Annotated in this window: 17 protein-coding genes and 1 tRNA gene; 8 read left to right on the top strand and 10 right to left on the bottom strand. The window is 40.9% G+C overall.

Annotated features, from left to right (window positions below; all coding sequences use genetic code 11):
* Positions 1 to 259: 259 nt before the first annotated feature.
* The 3 genes from V7K79_RS01565 to V7K79_RS01555 form a co-directional block, all read right to left on the bottom strand.
* Entirely contained in the window at positions 260 to 1,363 is a 1,104-nt protein-coding gene (locus tag V7K79_RS01565; protein WP_335044058.1) for an AI-2E family transporter, read from the bottom strand.
* A gap of 106 nt (positions 1,364 to 1,469) precedes the next feature.
* Positions 1,470 to 1,904, bottom strand: a complete 435-nt coding sequence (locus V7K79_RS01560) for an NUDIX hydrolase (protein WP_335044056.1) — start codon at positions 1,902 to 1,904, stop codon at positions 1,470 to 1,472.
* Between the two features lie 21 nt (positions 1,905 to 1,925).
* Complete coding sequence (locus V7K79_RS01555) at positions 1,926 to 2,342, bottom strand: hypothetical protein (RefSeq protein WP_335044053.1); 417 nt, start codon at positions 2,340 to 2,342, stop codon at positions 1,926 to 1,928.
* A gap of 281 nt (positions 2,343 to 2,623) precedes the next feature.
* On the opposite strand from V7K79_RS01555, the gene folD reads away from it, so the two are divergent.
* From folD to V7K79_RS01540, 3 genes are all read left to right on the top strand, one after another.
* Positions 2,624 to 3,511 carry a bifunctional methylenetetrahydrofolate dehydrogenase/methenyltetrahydrofolate cyclohydrolase FolD gene (folD, locus tag V7K79_RS01550; RefSeq protein ID WP_335044051.1) on the top strand — a complete coding sequence of 296 codons (888 nt, stop codon included), beginning with the start codon at positions 2,624 to 2,626 and terminating at the stop codon, positions 3,509 to 3,511.
* 157 nt (positions 3,512 to 3,668) lie between these two features.
* Complete coding sequence (gene crtE / locus V7K79_RS01545; protein WP_335044049.1) at positions 3,669 to 4,601, top strand: geranylgeranyl diphosphate synthase CrtE; 933 nt, start codon at positions 3,669 to 3,671, stop codon at positions 4,599 to 4,601.
* Between the two features lie 280 nt (positions 4,602 to 4,881).
* On the top strand, positions 4,882 to 5,337 hold the full coding sequence (locus tag V7K79_RS01540) for a divergent PAP2 family protein (RefSeq protein ID WP_335044047.1): 456 nt from the start codon (positions 4,882 to 4,884) through the stop codon (positions 5,335 to 5,337).
* A 471-nt stretch (positions 5,338 to 5,808) separates the two neighbouring features.
* Here the strand turns inward: V7K79_RS01540 and V7K79_RS01535 are convergent, their stop codons facing one another.
* The 6 genes from V7K79_RS01535 to V7K79_RS01510 form a co-directional block, all read right to left on the bottom strand.
* Positions 5,809 to 6,483: a hypothetical protein gene (locus V7K79_RS01535; RefSeq protein ID WP_335044046.1), complete on the bottom strand. Its 675-nt coding sequence runs from the start codon at positions 6,481 to 6,483 to the stop codon at positions 5,809 to 5,811.
* A gap of 624 nt (positions 6,484 to 7,107) precedes the next feature.
* Positions 7,108 to 7,437 carry an MgPME-cyclase complex family protein gene (locus V7K79_RS01530; RefSeq protein ID WP_335044139.1) on the bottom strand — a complete coding sequence of 110 codons (330 nt, stop codon included), beginning with the start codon at positions 7,435 to 7,437 and terminating at the stop codon, positions 7,108 to 7,110.
* A 61-nt stretch (positions 7,438 to 7,498) separates the two neighbouring features.
* The gene (locus V7K79_RS01525) at positions 7,499 to 8,218 is read right to left on the bottom strand and encodes a SnoaL-like polyketide cyclase (RefSeq protein ID WP_335044044.1); all 720 of its coding nucleotides are present in this window, start codon (positions 8,216 to 8,218) and stop codon (positions 7,499 to 7,501) included.
* A 197-nt stretch (positions 8,219 to 8,415) separates the two neighbouring features.
* The gene (locus tag V7K79_RS01520; RefSeq protein ID WP_335044042.1) at positions 8,416 to 9,141 is read right to left on the bottom strand and encodes a pyridoxine 5'-phosphate synthase; all 726 of its coding nucleotides are present in this window, start codon (positions 9,139 to 9,141) and stop codon (positions 8,416 to 8,418) included.
* Positions 9,142 to 9,328: 187 nt separating this feature from the next.
* Positions 9,329 to 10,276 (bottom strand): glycosyltransferase family 2 protein, encoded by a 948-nt coding sequence (locus tag V7K79_RS01515; RefSeq protein WP_335044040.1) that lies wholly within the window; start codon positions 10,274 to 10,276, stop codon positions 9,329 to 9,331.
* Positions 10,277 to 10,341: 65 nt separating this feature from the next.
* Positions 10,342 to 11,376 (bottom strand): Npun_R2821/Npun_R2822 family protein, encoded by a 1,035-nt coding sequence (locus tag V7K79_RS01510; protein ID WP_335044038.1) that lies wholly within the window; start codon positions 11,374 to 11,376, stop codon positions 10,342 to 10,344.
* 606 nt (positions 11,377 to 11,982) lie between these two features.
* On the opposite strand from V7K79_RS01510, the gene V7K79_RS01505 reads away from it, so the two are divergent.
* The 3 genes from V7K79_RS01505 to V7K79_RS01495 all read left to right on the top strand — a co-directional run bounded on the left by V7K79_RS01505 (position 11,983) and on the right by V7K79_RS01495 (position 16,068).
* The gene (locus tag V7K79_RS01505; RefSeq protein WP_335044036.1) at positions 11,983 to 13,428 is read left to right on the top strand and encodes a DHA2 family efflux MFS transporter permease subunit; all 1,446 of its coding nucleotides are present in this window, start codon (positions 11,983 to 11,985) and stop codon (positions 13,426 to 13,428) included.
* 422 nt (positions 13,429 to 13,850) lie between these two features.
* Positions 13,851 to 14,477, top strand: coding sequence for a DUF1003 domain-containing protein (locus V7K79_RS01500; protein ID WP_335044034.1), 627 nt, complete (start codon positions 13,851 to 13,853; stop codon positions 14,475 to 14,477).
* 112 nt (positions 14,478 to 14,589) lie between these two features.
* Positions 14,590 to 16,068, top strand: a complete 1,479-nt coding sequence (locus V7K79_RS01495; protein WP_335044032.1) for an alpha-amylase — start codon at positions 14,590 to 14,592, stop codon at positions 16,066 to 16,068.
* A 546-nt stretch (positions 16,069 to 16,614) separates the two neighbouring features.
* On the opposite strand, the gene V7K79_RS01490 is transcribed toward V7K79_RS01495, so the two are convergent.
* Positions 16,615 to 16,699: transfer RNA gene (locus V7K79_RS01490), tRNA-Ser, on the bottom strand.
* Positions 16,700 to 16,805: 106 nt separating this feature from the next.
* On the opposite strand from V7K79_RS01490, the gene V7K79_RS01485 reads away from it, so the two are divergent.
* The gene (locus tag V7K79_RS01485) at positions 16,806 to 17,174 is read left to right on the top strand and encodes a 2Fe-2S iron-sulfur cluster-binding protein (RefSeq protein WP_335044030.1); all 369 of its coding nucleotides are present in this window, start codon (positions 16,806 to 16,808) and stop codon (positions 17,172 to 17,174) included.
* 91 nt (positions 17,175 to 17,265) lie between these two features.
* On the top strand, positions 17,266 to 17,811 hold the full coding sequence (locus V7K79_RS01480) for a thermonuclease family protein (protein WP_335044029.1): 546 nt from the start codon (positions 17,266 to 17,268) through the stop codon (positions 17,809 to 17,811).
* Positions 17,812 to 17,936 lie beyond the last annotated feature (125 nt).

Here is a 17,936-nt window from a genome sequence, read left to right as displayed (position 1 = left end):
CCTTGACAAAAAAACATTATGATGCTTTTGTACGGGTTTATCATTGATTAATGTTTTACTAGATTTTTGCTTAAATATAAATAGCGATGTTTACCAGAGACTAACCCTACGTTCTACCTTTTTACCATTATTTTTCTTTGTGGAAAATTATTAACCCATAAAGTAATGGCTTCTCGTTTATTGGCATCCTATATTAGGATTTTGCAGTTTATTTGTGGACAATCTCACTAGTTTTTCAGTTAATCTAAATTATTGAATTTTAGCTATAAGTTCCTGCTCTTTCACTTTTTACTGTCACAGGTTCTGACTTTATATCCTCTATCTTATTAAACTCTCCAGCCTGCCAACTATCTGTTATATCCTTGATGAAACTAGCTATAGGAATCGCAATTAATAAACCCAGTACTCCTCCCAATTTTGCACCCAGCAATAAAGAAATCACCACCCACACAGGATTTAAACCAGTCAAATTACTGAGAATTCGAGGTGCAATAATATTAGAATTAACTTGGTCGATCGCAACAGCTACACCTAAGACTTCCACTCCTAACCAAAAATTTTGCAGCGCTACCAACAAACTTACTATGGCAATACCGACTCCCGTACCAAAGGGGAAGAGTGAAAATAAGCCAATACCAATGCCAAAAAGTAAAGCTAACGGAACTTGCAGGGCTAAAAACACTAGTGTAATTGTCACCCCTAACACCGCTCCTAATGTTGCTTGACCGATGAAGTAATTGTGAAAATCCTCTTGCAGTAATTCCCGTACTCTTGAACCAATATTAGGGGGAAACCACTGAAAAATTCCGTCCCAAAGACGTTCACCATTCAATATTAGGTAGATAGTCAACACTACTGCCAGCAACACATTCAGGACACTACCAATGGTATCGACAGCAAAACTAAGAATTCTACCAGTGAAGGACTGAAGTTGATTAGATAATTGTTCCAGAACTTGGGTAAATAAACCACTTAAATTAATCGGAAGTTGCTGTTGACTTAACGCCCAACCTTGAAAAGCTTGCAGCTGCTGAGTACCAGAATCAATCCAACTGGGCAAAATATTAGCCAGTTCAACGAGCTGTTGAATAATCAGGGGAACCAAGGTGATGCCTAAAGCTACTAAAATCACCACAGTAAAAAGTAACACTCCCCCGATCGCTAAATTGGGTTTCACCCCTTGTTCTTGGAGAAACTGGATTGGATAGTTCAAGACAAAAGCTAGCAGGATGGCAGCAGCAATAATGTTAACTAAGGGTTGAAAATACTGTATAACCTGGAGCAATAGCCAGCCGTTAAGAATGGCAATGGGAAAGGCCAATCCTATAGTTAACCATCGCGGCAGTTTGTTTACTGATTGCATTAGTGATGACCCCATAAGAGTTCGTTCTAACTTGATTTTGGCTTTTAAGGATGTGAAGAATGGAGGATAATGGAGGACAAGATTGTAACTATGCTTAATGCCCAAATTATGTTGGATTTGTCTCAATAAAATCCAACATAATTTTCTGATGCATTGCCCCTAATGGTCGCACTTCACCAGCATTTTGTGAATAACAGTTACCTTGGCGAATCTCTTTTAGCGTAAATAACGCCATATCCCAGCCCTCATTCAAAACCAGTTGATTTAATTCCACCAATAGTGGTGCATGAAAGACATGGCGGACAACTCTTTCGTTGAAATAACAGCCAAATTCAACAAAGGGTGGTGAATTGTAGCCGATTTCCTCTAAAATTTCTCGTTTTACCGCGATATCTGGCGTTTCACCCGGTTCGATGTGACCGCCGAACAGCGCCCAGTAACCAGGGTAGAGAATACCGGGGATGTTGTCACGCAGTTGCATGAGAAACTTGTTTTTCTGGTAGAGAATTGCGATCGCAACGTGCACCTGTTGATTGTTCATATCTTCATTTTTAATTACTGATCATTCTTCTTCTAAATAAACTTCCCCCAATTCTTTGCCAGCTAAGGGAATACTTCGGTAGCGAACTTTACCTTTAATCACAACTTCTGAACCTTCACCCAAATTTTTTTGATTAGTGACAACCCAAATTTTTCCCGTTGAGTCCTTAATTTTGTAAGCCCACTGTTTTATCAGGGGAGCTTGCTTTTCTACCTGACCTTGGATGTAAACTATAGCCTGATTGTCTTGTTTTGGTTTAATTTCTCCAATTGGAGTGACATTTGTCCCAATTTTCAAGCCAGCCCCACGCAAGCCTGGTGATGTCAAGTTACCACAACTACAAAGTCCTGCTATCAGAAAAAAAGTCAACCCCAAACGGTAAGGAGCAATACTGTGCCCGTAGAAGAATAAAAGGGATAAATTTCTAATTTGTCGCATAAAAGCCACCAATTTATTTATTTTGGGCATGGGGCACAAGAGGCAGAGGTGCAAAGGAGCATAGGGGCAGAGAAGATAAAATCTTACTACAACTTCTCTTTTCCCCTGCTCCCTTCTCTTGCCAGTTCCCACTCTCCCAATTCTTTATTCTTCAGATGATGCCGTTGATCTGAGAAAATAAACATCAAACAGCTACATAATAATAGTCGAAAGTCAAGATTCAAGAATCAATATTTTCATTTTGGACTTTGGACAACAAGCGAACATAGCTGGAAACTTTCATGGAAACAAAAACTGCCAAACTCCTAGATGGGAAAGCTTTAGCTGCAAAAATTCAGCAAGAACTTTCTGTTGCTATTACACAATTACAACCAAAAATTGGACGACCCCCTGGTTTAGCAGTGTTGATGGTTGGTGAGAACCCAGCGTCAGCCGCTTATGTACGCAATAAAGAAAAAGCCTGCGCTCAAGTTGGTATCGCTTCTTTTGGTAAACATTTTCCTGCCCACACTACCCTTGGGGAGTTAGAAGAGGTAATTGCTGGACTCAACCACGATCAAAGAGTTGATGGCATTCTTGTACAGTTACCCTTACCTCACCACCTGGATGCTGTAACTCTGCTACATCAAATTGATCCCGATAAAGATGCTGATGGACTGCACCCAGTTAACTTGGGGCGACTAGTAAGGGGAGAAAGCGGTTTACGTAGCTGCACCCCGGCTGGTGTGATGCGGCTTTTACAAGAATATGAGATTCCTTTGCAGGGAAAACAGGCAGTAGTAGTAGGGCGCAGTATTTTGGTAGGTAAACCGATGGCGCTGATGCTATTAGAAGCTGATGCTACAGTCACTATTGCTCACTCGCGATCGCATGACCTGAAAACCATCACCCAAAATGCTGATATTCTAATTGCAGCAGTAGGTCGTCCCGGATTGATCTCTGCTGAGATGGTGAAACCGGGCGCTGTTGTGGTAGATGTGGGGATGAATCGCGTCACCAATGCTAATGGCAAAAGTCGCCTGATTGGCGATGTCCATTTTGAATCAACCGCTGATGTAGCAGGATTTATCACCCCAGTTCCTGGTGGTGTTGGCCCGATGACTGTTGCCATATTGTTGGAAAATACATTTATTAGCTATTCCAGAGCGGAAAAAGAAGAAACAGAGTGAACAGTTAAAATTTATTCTTAATAACTCTTAACTTCTAAATCCTGTAAAGACGTGATTAATCGCGTCTGTGCTTCTAACTTTTCATTTTTTTGGGCGCCACAGCACCTTAAAATTGTGACGTATAAGGCAAAAATCGCAAAATCTCAGGAATTAAAGAATGGTAGCAACTGATAACGTCCAAAAGACACCACCAGAAGAAGCCACATTTAACTTAGCAGCCTATCTAAAAGAGCGACAAAAGCTTTGTGATAATGCTTTAGATCGGTCTATCCAGGTCATTTATCCAGAAAAGATTTATGAGGCGATGCGCTACTCGTTATTAGCTGGAGGTAAGCGTGTACGTCCCATTCTTTGCCTTGCCACCTGTGAAATGATGGGTGGAACCATTGAGATGGCCATGCCAACAGCTTGTGCTGTGGAGATGATCCACACGATGTCGTTGATTCATGACGACCTGCCAGCGATGGATAATGACGATTATCGTCGTGGCAAGCTGACCAATCATAAAGTCTATGGTGAAGATGTAGCGATTTTGGCTGGGGATGGCTTACTGGCTCTTGCTTTTGAGTCTGTTGCTATTCAAACCCCCCAAACTGTAAAAAGAGAGATAGTCTTGCAGGTCATTGCTCGTCTTGGTCGAGCATTGGGGGCAGGTGGTTTGGTTGGCGGTCAAATTGTAGATTTGGAGTCTGAAGGTAAATCTGATATTTCCCTAGAAACCCTAAATTTCATTCATAAACACAAAACAGCTGCCCTTTTGGAAGCTTGCGTAGTTTGTGGCGGGCTGATAACTAATGCATCACCTGAAGATGTGCAACGGCTAACCCGTTATGCTCAAAATATTGGCCTAGCATTCCAAATCATCGATGATATTCTAGATATCACTTCTACCCAAGAGCAATTAGGTAAAACAGCTGGCAAAGACCAAAAAGCCCAGAAAGTCACCTATCCTAGCCTTTGGGGACTTGAGGAATCACGCTCAAAAGCGCAAGAGCTAGTTAAAGCAGCTTGTGTGGAATTAGAACCATTTGGAGACAGAGCCAAACCACTCCAAGCGCTTGCTCATTTTATTACCAGCCGTAATAACTAACAACGCTTTGGTTAATTCGTAATTCGTAATTCTTATACCACAAGCGTTTCATTGATTAAGAATGGGTAGTTTATTTACACCATACTGTACTACTACTGCCCAGCAAAATTAAAAATTCACTGATTCAAAATTACAAAAGCTTATCAAGTAAGCTTTTAAATTATTTTGAATCGTTGGTTTTTTTCCAACGTGATAGATTAATTTGGTAATTTTGGGTTGAATCTAAATGTTTCCTCAACCAACAACTGCTACTAATATTTACTAACCTAACCAAAATACTATGCAGGACATAGGCAACATTTTAGACAACCGAGTGCTGCTGGTTGCTCTGGTAGCTTGTTTAATTGCTCAAGCATTAAAGCTCGTGGTTGAGATTATCAAAAATCGCAAACTGAATGTGCGTGTTTTGGTGACAACCGGAGGTATGCCCAGTGCTCATTCAGCTCTGGTTACAGCTCTAGCCGCTGGTGTAGGACAAACACTGGGTTGGGCATCTCCTGATTTTGCCGTTGCCAGCGTTTTTGCCATCATTGTCATGTATGATGCAGCTGGAGTTCGTCAGGCAGCTGGTAAACAAGCTCGTATTCTCAATCAAATGATTGATGAATTATTTCATGAGAAACCAGATTTTAGCCAAGACCGTCTCAAAGAACTACTCGGACATACACCAGTTCAGGTAATCGCTGGGTCGGCTTTGGGTATAACCATTTATTGGTTAGCTAGGTCTGCTTATTGAACTAGGGCAATAAATCTTTGTTTGATCGGCTAGTGATAATAATTAGTAACTGGTAATTTGTCAATCAAATTTGAATTTTGGATTTTAGATTTACCCTGTGAATAAATTCAGGGAATTAAGGTGAAAGGATTTATACCAATTCATAATTCGCAATGACGCTCGTAGACTCGCTCTAAGCGAAGCTATGCCGTTGGCAAAGCCTCTCGAAGAGAAGGCTTTACGCTGCGAAGAGAGCAATTGAGAAATTTAGATGTAGCAAGCCAATCCCTGCTTACATCTGTTGCCTTATTTTAGAGAATTGGTATTATTCCAAATAACTTGTTTCTCATAGAGCGAATATAAATAAATATATTCGCTTAAAAACCTTTTAAATTTGGAATTTAAAATCCAAAATTTAAAATCTAAAATTCCGTCAATTGACAAATTACCAATCTGGTAGGTTGCATCAGGATACCAGTGAACTTAATATCACTAAAACCGCACAGTTGAGCGCAGCAGAATCACTTTACGACTATCAACTAGGCTGGCAACGAAACCGCCATTGTTTAGTTTTTGCAATGTATTATAAGCTTCACTTTGGTTAGTGGTATGAACTGCTAGCAAGTAAGGGCGTTGTCCATACGAAACAAAACCGACGTTACCTCCGACCACTTGCTGCACACTATTTACTAATTCTGGACGGTTGTAATAATCTACCAGTACTGCATAACCTTCTCCTAATGCTTGAGGATTATAACTGACTGTCTGCTGAGGTGGTTTTGGCTGTGACTGTGGTTGTACATCTGCCGTTGTTGTTGGTCGAGTGGTAATGATGGCAGACAAGCCAACAATATTGCTGACATATCTTGCCCAACGATTGGCATCGTCAATTTTGTTAAAGCCCCCGACTCGTGTCACGGTTTCGTTGAGATATTTACAGGTGATAGTTTTAAGTTCAGGTGGTAAGGCGCTACGTAACTGCTTTTGATTATTTGCTGTGGGACTGACTACTAATAAAAGATACTCACCCGCATTTGGTGGTTGACAAGAGGGAATGGTTTTTTGAGCAAGTACAGGACTCATGCCACCAATCAACCCTGCGTAAGCGAAGCTCATCGTAGATATCGCTAATCCTAAAACACTTGGTAAAGTCTGAAATCTATGCACAAAAGTTAGATTATGTAAATTAAGGTGTCTTAGAAGATTTTATAAAAAAATATTTTGTTCCCCCAAAATAATATAGCACTAGTCTATACGTAGTAATTAATTGACAATCGCCATTTTGGGAAACTTTTGCGACTGGGAAATTGATGTGGCAGTTGGTATTTTTGGTGATATTAGAGTAGATGCACTTTTTTTAATGAATCGATATAATCCTCTTATAATTCTTAACATACCAATTAACTTATATATTCAAATGTATAAAATACAATAGCTACTTAACTATATACTTAAGAAGCTCATATAAAAGTAGATAAATCAGTTTGATGTTGAACAAATACTTTAAAGTAATTCTTTTGTCTGCTTTGCTCGTTACTATGATAATTAGTTTTAGTGAAATAACTAAAGCTGAAGTTTTAGTTAACTATACTTATACGGACGGTAGCCGTACTAATAGTGTTGACCTATTAGATATTTACTGGTATAAAATTTCATCAAATTTTTAAATGCTGTCAGTAAAAAACTACATTGATTAACCTAATCAGTAGTGTAGAAAAAGCAGAGGATTCAAAGAAGCAAAGGGAAAACTCTCCACCCTCTGCCTCTTTCCTAGTACCCAATGCGCTATGCCTAAGATACAGTAGCTAACGATGCTAAAGCATCTGGTATTGCCTCAGAAGGGGCCTGGAATTCTCCAGTGATAACGTACTCTAAACGCAATTTTAACCAAGTAATAAATTGAGGATTTGTAGAAATAATTGCTACTGCTGGTTGGGGACACTTTGCCTTTTGCTCTTTAAACTGTGGTGTTTCCAAGAAAGCTGGTTGCTCAACCAACCAAAAATCTATTTGTTTTTCTTGTTCGTGGTAGTTACGGGTGCGTTCTTTAAGAACTTCGTGTATCGGTTCTTCTTGGAGAAGAAAGCGTTTACTTGCCAAAACGTAATGGTATATTTGCATTTTCATCCTTTGGTTACTATGTGAATAATTTCAGGGCACAGTGACTCTGTACCCTTACAAGCTAACTTTTTTGAGATTTCTTGAACCAAGAACTGAAGGGACAAGCACTTTTCTGGTTTTCAGATTTTATCTGTTTGCCACCAGATATTAGCTTTTCCAAGAACAGATTATTGTCAAAATAATGTTCTAAGGAAATAATCTTCAAGTCATCGGTAACTTTTGCAATGCTCATGCCGATAATTTCTAGCGTCTCTCCAGTAGGTGCATGGTCTTTGTATTCTCCGTTAAAATGTCCCCAATGCCGCCATTTAAATGTTACATTCGGTGGCCCTGAGAAAACTTCCAGCACTTCCCAAGGAAATCCTTGAGGAAATGTTGTGTGGAAGACTTTTGCGGATGATTCAAAGCTTTCTTCTGAAGCCTTGTAATGTTCTGAATCAGCCATAAATAGATTGTAAGTACCTTGGGCTGATACATCTGCTGCTGTGTACTCTACTCCACCATTGGTACTGACGCGAAACTGTTCATTAACAATAGATAACCACTGTTGCGGGTTAGCTTTGAATGATACCTCCATCTCAAAGGTTCGCACCAAGTTTTGTACGATCGCTTCTAGTGTACCTTCAAGGTGATTGTAAATACTTTCTTTGGCAAGATTTTCTTTGGAACGCGAATAATCAGGCGGTGTCTGATAGCGCCACTCGACATCAGTGCTTTCTGCTATCACCTTATCTCTATCTTGTACCCAAAGTGGCAGGTTGTTAGATTGTGTTGCGCTCATAGAAGTTTTTGCTGAAGATTTGATCCCAATTTCTAGATTTCGCAGTGACAACCCCTCTAAATTTTGGGGACTGGGGATTGGAGATTAGGGGACAAGCAGACAAGGGGACAAGGGGGACAAGGATGAATTATTGAACAAGTCTCTCCCAAGTCTCCCCCTCTTCCTTGTCTACCTTGTCTCTTCTCAATGCCCAATGCCTATCCCCCATTCCCCCTCATAGCTTGTTTCATTTCCCGAACTGCTCTTTCCATACCTACTAATGCTGCCCGGCTAATGATGGTATGACCAATGTTCAGTTCTTCCATACCTGGAAGCGCTGCCACTGGATAGACGTTCCAGTAAGTGAGTCCGTGACCAGCGTTGACTCGCAATCCGGCTTGAATCGCTTGCTCACAACCTTTGGCTAATATGGCTAATTCTCGCTGGCGATTTGTTTCATCCTTAGCTTCAGCATATTGTCCGGTGTGTAATTCAATAAACTGCGCCTGTACCTTGACAGATGCTTCAATTTGTGCAGATTCGGCATCGATAAATAAACTAACTGGAATGTTAGCGCTTTGCAATTTATCGACTATTTCTCCTATTCTACCAATTTGCCCGACAATATTTAGTCCGCCTTCTGTTGTGACTTCTTCGCGCTTTTCAGGGACTAAGGTAACGTAATCTGGTTTGATATCGAGAGCGATCGCTAGCATTTCATCTGTAGCAGCCATTTCTAAATTCAGATGCAATCGCACTGTTTGCCGCAATATACGCACATCCCGATCTTGGATATGCCGTCGATCTTCGCGCAGATGCACTGTAATTCCATCAGCACCCGCTAATTCTGCCAGCACTGCTGCTGCTACCGGGTCTGGTTCCACCGTCCGCCGTGCTTGCCGGATAGTGGCGATGTGGTCAATGTTAACACCAAGTGTAGGCACCCCAAATTTCTCCCAAATCCACATTCCTTAGAACTTGATTTTACCGGAAATAACGGTAGTTTTGCTTAAGAAGTTTAAGACAGAATTACACACCTAAAGTGCAATGTCTACGACGAGCAACACCTACGCACTAATTCATATTTTTATTCTGCAACGCCGAAAAGTAAATTGGAGAATATGTCAATGTCTAAACCCGCATCTGTCGCAATGCATTAAACGCCTTACCTCGCAACTCAACTGGTAACAGCGATAATCCTAAACCAGTCCAAGCTTTAGCAGTTGAAAAAGACTGTCCTGCTAAAACTAGTTCTCTGCCTTGTTGTGTTTCACCCTTTTCAATTAGACGCAACCCTAATAATAGTTGTGTTTCGGTTAAACGATTTTTCCGAAATTTCTCTAATTTTTCAGACTCAAACTTATAACTTTCTAAATACTGAATTTTATCAAATAAATAAGGAATAGCTCGATTAATACCTTGCTGCTCTGCATGAGAGCGGTATTCCATCAATAATTCTGGTAAGTAATAGCCCTTTTTTCCAGCCAAAGCCAGACGCACAAATAAATCATTATCCTCACAATTTTGCAGATTTGGCTGCATATATCCTAATTCTTGTAGTGTTTTACGGCGAAATAATGTCGCTCCCACTTGAAAACTTTGCTGAATAAATACAATTTCCAACAAGTTATTTACAACCCCTGCGGGTAAATTCTTCCTACCCCAGCGATGAGAATTTTCTTGAGTTTTTGCCTCATCCCGCACATTGTTAATATCAATTATCCAATGGTCTGTGCCAACAAAATCAATGCTAGAGTCTTGAGCAAAAATAGCTGCTGTACTTGCAAGAAAATCAGGTGTTAATCGGTCGTCATCATCAAATTTAATAAAATATTCACCCCTGGCAGCATCAAATCCAGAGCGCATATTATTACTTTTACCAATATTTTGCTGATGACGGATATATTTAATCCGATTGTCTGTGTACTGTGACATCAACTCAGACGTACCATCGCTAGAACCATCATCACAAATAATTAGCTCAAAGTCTTGCTCAGACTGGTTGAGTACACTGTCAATTGCGAAAGGTAGTAAATTAACTCGATTAAAAGTGGGAATGGAAACACTAACTTTAGGCATTTTTGCAAGATGAGAGTGGACATTGCTTACAAACTAAACGCATAATGAGCAAGGCTGGGCAAAAGCTAAGTGTAGGAAATAGTTTGATTAATTTTATTCCAAAGTTTTTTGATAAATCGATTGCTTCTAACTGCTATTGTGGGTGGCTTTAATTGCTTCGGTTTTTGCTCTGGTTGCTTCAGAAAGCGATAGTGTAAAAATTCATTTTTGTAACGAATATCAACATCTTCACCTTTACACAAGCGGGCAAATCCAATAGCAGAATAACCCATATAGTGAAGGCGATGAATTGGTTTTAATCCCTGTTGGTTATAAAGAACATTATCAATATTTACAAATAGATTTGCATTAGCACAGTTGCCAGTTCTCTCTTCACCATCGGGACTAAGTGTAAAGTTAAATAGTGGTCGAGCAATTCTGAAAGTCATGTAACTAAATAAATCTGCGTCACACCACCAAGCAATTTCGTTAATCAATTCAACTTCATTATCTTCTATCAATCGTTTTTTCAGTATTTTTAATTCTTCAATGCCTAAAATACCTTTTTTTGAACCAAAAAAACTAGAACAGTGGATTTCTCGTCTGATTTCAGATTCAGGCAAAGACATTTTTTGTTCTAACTTTGGCAAGTCGAAAGCTGCAACTGAAGTTTGTTTTGCGTGTTCCCAATCATCAAACACAAAGTCGTATTGGTCTAGTTTTTCTAAAACCTTGTCCAGTTTATTCATTGCCAAACTATCAGCATCATAAAATACAAATTTTTCAAACTTTCCATCAAAAGCAGACATTTTTCTGATTAAATTATTTTTTTTGTTCCATTCGATAGAATTTTTATTTTTTCGGTTAGTTCTTGGATAAGCGTCCCAAACTTGAATAGCAAAATTCTCCCATTTTTTGAGCGAGCTTTTATCGTCAAATAGGGTGACATTGGGTCGAGAACGCATCTCTTGCTTAACTCGTTTTAAGCGGTCATCATAGGGAATAATGCAAATCGGAATATCTGGACTAACATTCACCTCAATGCTGTTTAGCAAAGCTACTAGTTGGTCAAATACTACGTCATTAGCAAGTGTGTAAATCCCAAAACTATCCATTGTCATAAATTATTTTGATCTTTGATTTACTCAGTCAAGTCAATTCTTTGTGAAGCTGCACATCATTTCCACCCCTATCAACTTTCCCGAACTGGCGGAAAGTACCGCAGGTAGTGGGGTTGTTTCTACACATCTTTATACAGAATTGCTCTAACGTGAATAATACGATCGCTATTTTTTGACCGATTATTCTCAAATAATAATATACACATTTTCAACTTGATGCTGAAAATAAGGAGCAAACCATTTTGGTTAGTTTGGATAATATTAACATTACCCACCTATTTAGAAGTTGAATCAGGGGCGCGAGGTGTAAAATTTACTGCATATAGCATCAACATACCTTGTGAAATAGCAAAACAGACACAAAGCCTGCAATAAGTCCGAAAGCAAATCGAGATAAGATAGCTTTTTAAGTCATTAATTATACAAAAACTTACTTATTTACAGTTGCAGATGTGACTTTAATAATTGACATTTCTTATTTACTATTGCCGATTATTTCTAGAGCTTGCTTTTTAAGAATTGTCTTGGTAGCAAGGATAGCACCCTACAATGAATATACGTATGCAAACTATTCACAACCGTAAAGTCAAAGGTGGAGGCTAAACGTTGGCACAATTCCAAGCAGAACCTCTGGGTTTATCAGGCTCTCAAAAAAATTGGGTCTTATTTGGTGTTGGACTTGGGGTGTTCATGTCTACCCTAGATGTGGGCATCATTAATGTTGCTTTGCCCACATTGGTGAAAACCTTTAACACCAGTTTTCCTACCACCCAATGGGCTGTCTTGAGTTACCAGTTGGTCAGTTCCGGTTTAGTGTTGGGAGCAACTCGTTTGGGGGATATGTGGGGCAAGAAGTCCTTATACCAGGGGGGACTTGTTCTGTTCACTTTCAGTTCGCTGTTGTGTGGTTTTGCATCTAGTATTGAGTGGTTGATCGCCTTTCGGGCACTTCAAGGATTAGGTGCTGTGTTCATTTCTGGGCTTGGTTTAGCAATTATCACAGAAGTTTTTCCCTCTTCTGAACGAGGTCGGGCTGTTGGCATCATCGGTAGTGTAGTGTCACTAGGAATTGCTTTTGGCCCTTCTGCTGGCGGATTGCTTTTAAGTTCGTCAGGCTGGCATAGTATATTCTTTATCAATGTACCCTTGGGAATTATTGCTAGTTTTTTAATAGCTCGTGTGGTGCCACCTTCTGCACGCATTCAGGGCAAACAGAAGTTTGACTTTTTGGGAGCCATATTGGCTTTATTGACTCTGGGTAGTTTTGGTTTAGGTATGACGCTAGGGCAAAGTCAGGGCTTTAGCAGTACTAATGCATTAGTATTATTAGCGATCGCCGCCGTGAGTTTCACAACTTTTTTGATAGTTGAAACGATTCTAAAGCAGCCACTACTAGAGCTAAAGCTATTTCGCAATCTTCAGTTGAGTATGGGTTTGCTAAGTGGCTGGTTAGCATTCATTGTTATTGGCGGTTCGCTACTGATCGTCCCTTTCTTTCTAGAGAGCGTCAAGCATTATCCAACGGTAAAAGTAGGACTGTTACTAGCAGTATCGCCTGTACTAAGTGGGTTGATTGCCCCACTAGCTGGAATACTTTCAGACCGTTTTGGCGCTCGACTAATTAGTTCAATTGGGCTGGGGTTGATGATTGGCGGCTGTCTGGGGATTAGCACTTTTGATGCTCAAATTACTGAGTTAGGTTATGTATCGCGCTATTTTATTTACGGCATTGGTTTAGGTTTATTTCAATCGCCCAACAACAGCACTGTTATGGGATCGGTACCGAGAGAGCGGCTAGGGATTGCTTCTGGGCTATTGTCTTTATCACGTACATCAGGGAACACCGTAGGAGTTTCTCTAATTGGGGCAGTATTTGGAGCCTTAATCGCGAGCATATCTAACGGTGCAGATGTCTCTGTTGCCCCTCCTGATGCGATCGTTGCGGGGTTTCAAGGAACTTTTCGCTTTGCAGCCCTAATACTATGTGGGGCAGCAGTTGCATCTGTTTTGAGGATCGGTAAGAGGTGGGGGGTAGGGGGGCAGGGCTTTTAAGAGTAGGTTTTTTAGAATCTCGCAAATAGTTGAGAGTTTTCTCAACTATTTAACGTGGTTTGGTCGTTTCAGGATTTAAGCATCGGTTGAAATTGACCACTGATATAGATTTGCGAAACAACGGTTATATTGGACTCTATTCAAACTGAGTACTCTAGAACAGTATGAGCAGTGGAGTGACTTGTTGCCATTAATGACCTGGCAACTGTGGTTAGCACATGATATGAATAAATCGAGGTTATACAAAGCGCCTGAAACAATCAAAAACCATAACTCATATTATGGTTAATTTGTACAGTGCGTAAGTCGCATATTTTTAATCGAGCACTATTAGCTGTGCGATCGCCTGCGGTGGGTTAAAACGCCATCGTCACTGGAAGATAAGCAATAATCGAATAACATTGAGATTCAGGAGTTGGTGCATGACCGATAACGCAGACAACACAACCAACAGATACTTCAGTTCAACTGTTAACAAACTCAAGGAGAAAGCTTCTCGAAATCAAGTGCTCACGGCTCCATTACCAGACCCGATCGCAAAAAATATTGAAGCGATTAGTTTACTTCATAGTCAGGAAGTTCGAGATATTCCCGCCCACCAACGCATACTAGAAGCGATCGCTACATTCTTTGGGCGAGCGATATTTTTGTATAGTTTGCTAATCATACTGGCTCTATGGATTTTTGGCAGTTTTTTTGATCCCTTTTTGCCATTTGACCTGCCCTCGTTTAGCTGGTCAGGTCAAGGCTTAGACGCGGCTGCATTGGTGATTTCAACCGGAGTACTGGTGCGACAAAGTCGCCAAGAAAACTTTGCCGAACAGCGCGCGCAACTGATGCTACAGCTTAACCTGCTCTCAGAGCAAAAAATTGCCAAGATCATTTCTTTACTAGAAGAACTCCGTACCGATTTGCCTAATGTCATAAATCGGCATGATTTAGAAGCTGAATTGATGCGGCAAGCTGCTGACCCAATCGCGGTATTGGAAGCACTCCAGAAAAACCTGGCTGAAGAACTTTCATCCGCAGAAGAAAACAATATGAGTTAATCGCAGTTTTTTAATAGATTTTTTTCTATTTAAAAACATCAAACAAAAATTAAAGTATAATTTTTGTGTCGGCAATAACAAATCATCGTAATATTTGACTAGAGGGATACACATGGCTCAACTGAATGGTGTAATGATGCAGTACTTCCATTGGTATATCCCTCCAGATGGCAATCTTTGGAATGAGTTTAAAGAGAAAGTCAAAGAGTTAGCTGATGCAGGTGTTACATCTGTTTGGCTACCCCCAGCTTACAAAGGAACAGGGGGTGGCTACGATGTCGGCTACGGGGTCTACGATATGTACGATCTAGGCGAGTTTGACCAGAAAGGCTCGGTTCGCACAAAATACGGTACAAAAGACGAGTATATCTCTGCTGTCAAAGCGGCAAAAGCTGCTGGTATTCGAGTATATGCTGATGTTGTCCTCAACCACAAGTTAGGTGCAGACTTAGAAGAAGAGGTGGAAGCAACGCCCTATAGTCCAGACGATCGCAACCAGGCGATCGGTGAAATGCAAAAGATTAAAGTGTGGACTCACTTTACCTTCCCAGGTCGTAAGGGCAAATACTCCGACATGGAATGGCACTGGTGGCACTTCGATGCAGTTGATTACAACGTTTACAACGAAGGTGAAAATGCAGTTTATCTGTTCAAAGATAAACATTTTGACGACAACGTTGACTTGGAAAAAGGCGCTTTCGACTATCTCATGGGATGCGATCTGGATATGGAGAGTCCAGAAGTGCGTGAGGAGTTGAATCGCTGGGGTGAATGGTTTGTAGAAACCACTGATATAGATGGCTTTCGTTTTGATGCCGTTAAACACGTTAGAGCTGGCTTTTTCCCAGAATGGCTAATTCACTGTCGCCAAAAGGCAGGTCGCGATCTCTTTGCCGTTGGTGAATATTGGTCTTATGAAGTTGAAGCGCTGCACCATTTCCTTAACATAACTGAAGGCAATGTGATGTTGTTTGATGCGCCATTGCACTATAACTTTAGCGCTGCCAGTAGCCAAGGCAATGACTATGATATGCGGCAGATATTTGATAACACCTTGGTGCAACAGCAACCTACTTTAGCCGTCACCTTAGTAGAGAATCATGATTCTCAACCTTTGCAGTCGTTGGAGTCTGTGGTAGAAAGCTGGTTTAAACCGTTGGCTTATGCGTTGATCTTACTGCGAAGTGAGGGTTATCCCTGTATCTTCTATGCCGATTACTATGGTGCTAATTACAAGGATAAGGGCCCAGATGGCAATGAGTACGAGATTTGGCTCGACAGTCATCAATGGATAATTGATAAATTTTTGCACGCTCGTCAAACCTATGCCTTTGGCGACCAATACGATTATTTCGATCACCCTAATACAATAGGCTGGACACGCCCAGGAGATGAAGAACACCCTGGCGGTATGGCAGTTGTTCTGAGTAATGGAGGAGAGGGGACTAAGTGGATGGAAGTTGGGCAACCCAACAGCACTTACATTGACATTACCGAACATATCAGCGAACCTGTCACAACCAATGATGAGGGCTGGGCTGATTTTCGCTGCAATGCTGGTTCTGTTTCTGTGTGGGTTCCACAGTCGTAGTTGGGGTTTTAGTAGCAGTCAGGCAGAAAGTTATAGCAGGAGGCAGGAGGCAGAGGGCAGTTCTTGCTGGAGGTAAAACTATTACTAACTCTCTTCTTTCACCCCATCCTTATGTCCTAAAGAGTGTGACTACGGCTATACCAAGAAAGGCAGATATATATACAAGTCGAATTACCCCCCTTAATTCCATGCCACTTGCTACAACGGAGGGAACCTAAGTAACGCAGTGGTTCCCCTTATTAAAGAAGAGGGTTAAAGGGGTTATTTTTGGGCTTCATTAACTTGCAATCTGCTGTAAGTTAATTTTGACGGCTTTGGTTTTGCAGGTATTTCACTTATCAGTCATTATTTATAAGCAAAACCATTATTACTTAACATAAATGACAATTTATTATGCTTGCTAGTAGTATAAGTAATAGTAATAGATGTTATTTATTCAGCCAATTCATTAAACATATTAAACCATTTTACTAAACTACAAGTCAGTGTATAAAACAGTAAAATGGCAAACATTTAAGTTTAAAACCCTTTACTGTATATATTCAACGGAGAGGGAGGGATTCGAACCCTCGTTAAGTTTCCCTAAACAGACTTTCCAGGTCTGCGCCTTAAACCGCTCGGCCACCTCTCCAGGTGCCACAGTTTATGATTATACTATACAATCCCAGAAAATGCAAAGATAAAGAAAGATATTTTAAATTGAATCTGAAAGTCCCAATCCTAAAACGCAAATCCAGATGTCCTGTATATACACAATTAAAGTTCGCGATCGCGCTACTGGCAAAACATACACCCTACAAGTGCCAGAAGACCGCTACATCCTGCACACTGGCGAAAAACAAGGGGTGGAACTACCGTTTTCCTGTCGCAACGGAGCTTGTACTGCTTGTGCTGTGAAAGTATTGTCAGGAGAAATTTACCAACCAGAGGCGATCGGCTTGTCGCCCGATTTACGTCGCCAAGGTTATGCCTTGTTGTGTGTGAGTTACCCCCGTTCTGACTTAGAAGTGGAGACGCAAGATGAAGATGAAGTCTACGAACTCCAGTTTGGACGCTATTTTGCTAGGGGAAAAATTAAAGCGGGTTTACCCTTAGATGAGGAATAAACAATTGAAGCAGGCAGGAGGCAGGGGGCAGGAGGCAGGAGGCAGAAGGTTCTGCTTGCTACGCGCAGCAGCAACCATAGGAAAATTTATAATGCCTGTGTATCTAGGTCATTGGGTGCGTAAAATAGCTATTTTGGCTTGCTTATTACTCTTGGTGAGTTGCCAAGGTAAAAACCAGCTGCCAAACAATGAGGCTCAGGTGAAAGTAGCGCGGGTAGTTAGTGGGCAAAGTTTGGAAGTTTTAGGCATGGCTGAACAACCAAATTTGATTTCTCAAGTGCGGTTAGTGGGTATTGATGCACCAGATTTGCGACAGCGCCCTTGGGGGGAAGCAGCGAAAGAACAGCTAGAGAATCTAATTGGTGGTGTAGAACAATCGGTAACGCTGGAGTTTGATTTAGAAGCAAAAGACAAAATCGGGCGAACTCTAGCTTATGTGTGGAAAAATAAGGTGTTATTGAATGAAGAACTAGTCAAACAAGGGAATGCAATGTTTGTGGGGCGATCGCCTAACCATAAGTATGACCTGCGTTTAGAACGTGCCCAACAATGGGCTAGACTCATGGGGCAAGGAATCTGGAACCCAGAAAAACCGATGCGCCTCACTCCCGCCGAGTTTCGCCGCCAAAATCTTTGAGGACTGGGGATTAGGGATTGGGGACTGGGGACTAGGGGAAATGAACCAATGCCCCATGCCCAATAACAAATGACAAATGACAAATGACAAATGACAAATGACAAATGACAAATGACAAATGACAA

It is taken from the genome of Nostoc sp., assembly GCF_036917575.1.
Taxonomy (GTDB): domain Bacteria; phylum Cyanobacteriota; class Cyanobacteriia; order Cyanobacteriales; family Nostocaceae; genus Nostoc.
The sequence above is the reverse complement of the archived record's forward strand: the minus strand, read 5'-3'. Positions and strand labels throughout refer to the sequence as shown.

Excerpts from the sequence above, each read along its gene's own strand:
- V7K79_RS01510 (WP_335044038.1), bottom strand. The coding sequence starts at position 11,376 with ATGACAATGGATAGTTTTGGGATTTACACACTTGCTAATGACGTAGTA.
- V7K79_RS01525 (WP_335044044.1), bottom strand. The coding sequence starts at position 8,218 with ATGAGCGCAACACAATCTAACAACCTGCCACTTTGGGTACAAGATAGA.
- V7K79_RS01485 (WP_335044030.1), top strand. The coding sequence starts at position 16,806 with ATGTCCTGTATATACACAATTAAAGTTCGCGATCGCGCTACTGGCAAA.
- V7K79_RS01530 (WP_335044139.1), bottom strand. The coding sequence starts at position 7,437 with ATGCAAATATACCATTACGTTTTGGCAAGTAAACGCTTTCTTCTCCAA.
- folD (WP_335044051.1), top strand. The coding sequence starts at position 2,624 with ATGGAAACAAAAACTGCCAAACTCCTAGATGGGAAAGCTTTAGCTGCA.
- V7K79_RS01495 (WP_335044032.1), top strand. The coding sequence starts at position 14,590 with ATGGCTCAACTGAATGGTGTAATGATGCAGTACTTCCATTGGTATATC.
- crtE (WP_335044049.1), top strand. The coding sequence starts at position 3,669 with ATGGTAGCAACTGATAACGTCCAAAAGACACCACCAGAAGAAGCCACA.
- V7K79_RS01515 (WP_335044040.1), bottom strand. The coding sequence starts at position 10,276 with ATGCCTAAAGTTAGTGTTTCCATTCCCACTTTTAATCGAGTTAATTTA.
- V7K79_RS01540 (WP_335044047.1), top strand. The coding sequence starts at position 4,882 with ATGCAGGACATAGGCAACATTTTAGACAACCGAGTGCTGCTGGTTGCT.
- V7K79_RS01565 (WP_335044058.1), bottom strand. The coding sequence starts at position 1,363 with ATGCAATCAGTAAACAAACTGCCGCGATGGTTAACTATAGGATTGGCC.
- V7K79_RS01480 (WP_335044029.1), top strand. The coding sequence starts at position 17,266 with ATGCCTGTGTATCTAGGTCATTGGGTGCGTAAAATAGCTATTTTGGCT.
- V7K79_RS01555 (WP_335044053.1), bottom strand. The coding sequence starts at position 2,342 with ATGCGACAAATTAGAAATTTATCCCTTTTATTCTTCTACGGGCACAGT.
- V7K79_RS01500 (WP_335044034.1), top strand. The coding sequence starts at position 13,851 with ATGACCGATAACGCAGACAACACAACCAACAGATACTTCAGTTCAACT.
- V7K79_RS01560 (WP_335044056.1), bottom strand. The coding sequence starts at position 1,904 with ATGAACAATCAACAGGTGCACGTTGCGATCGCAATTCTCTACCAGAAA.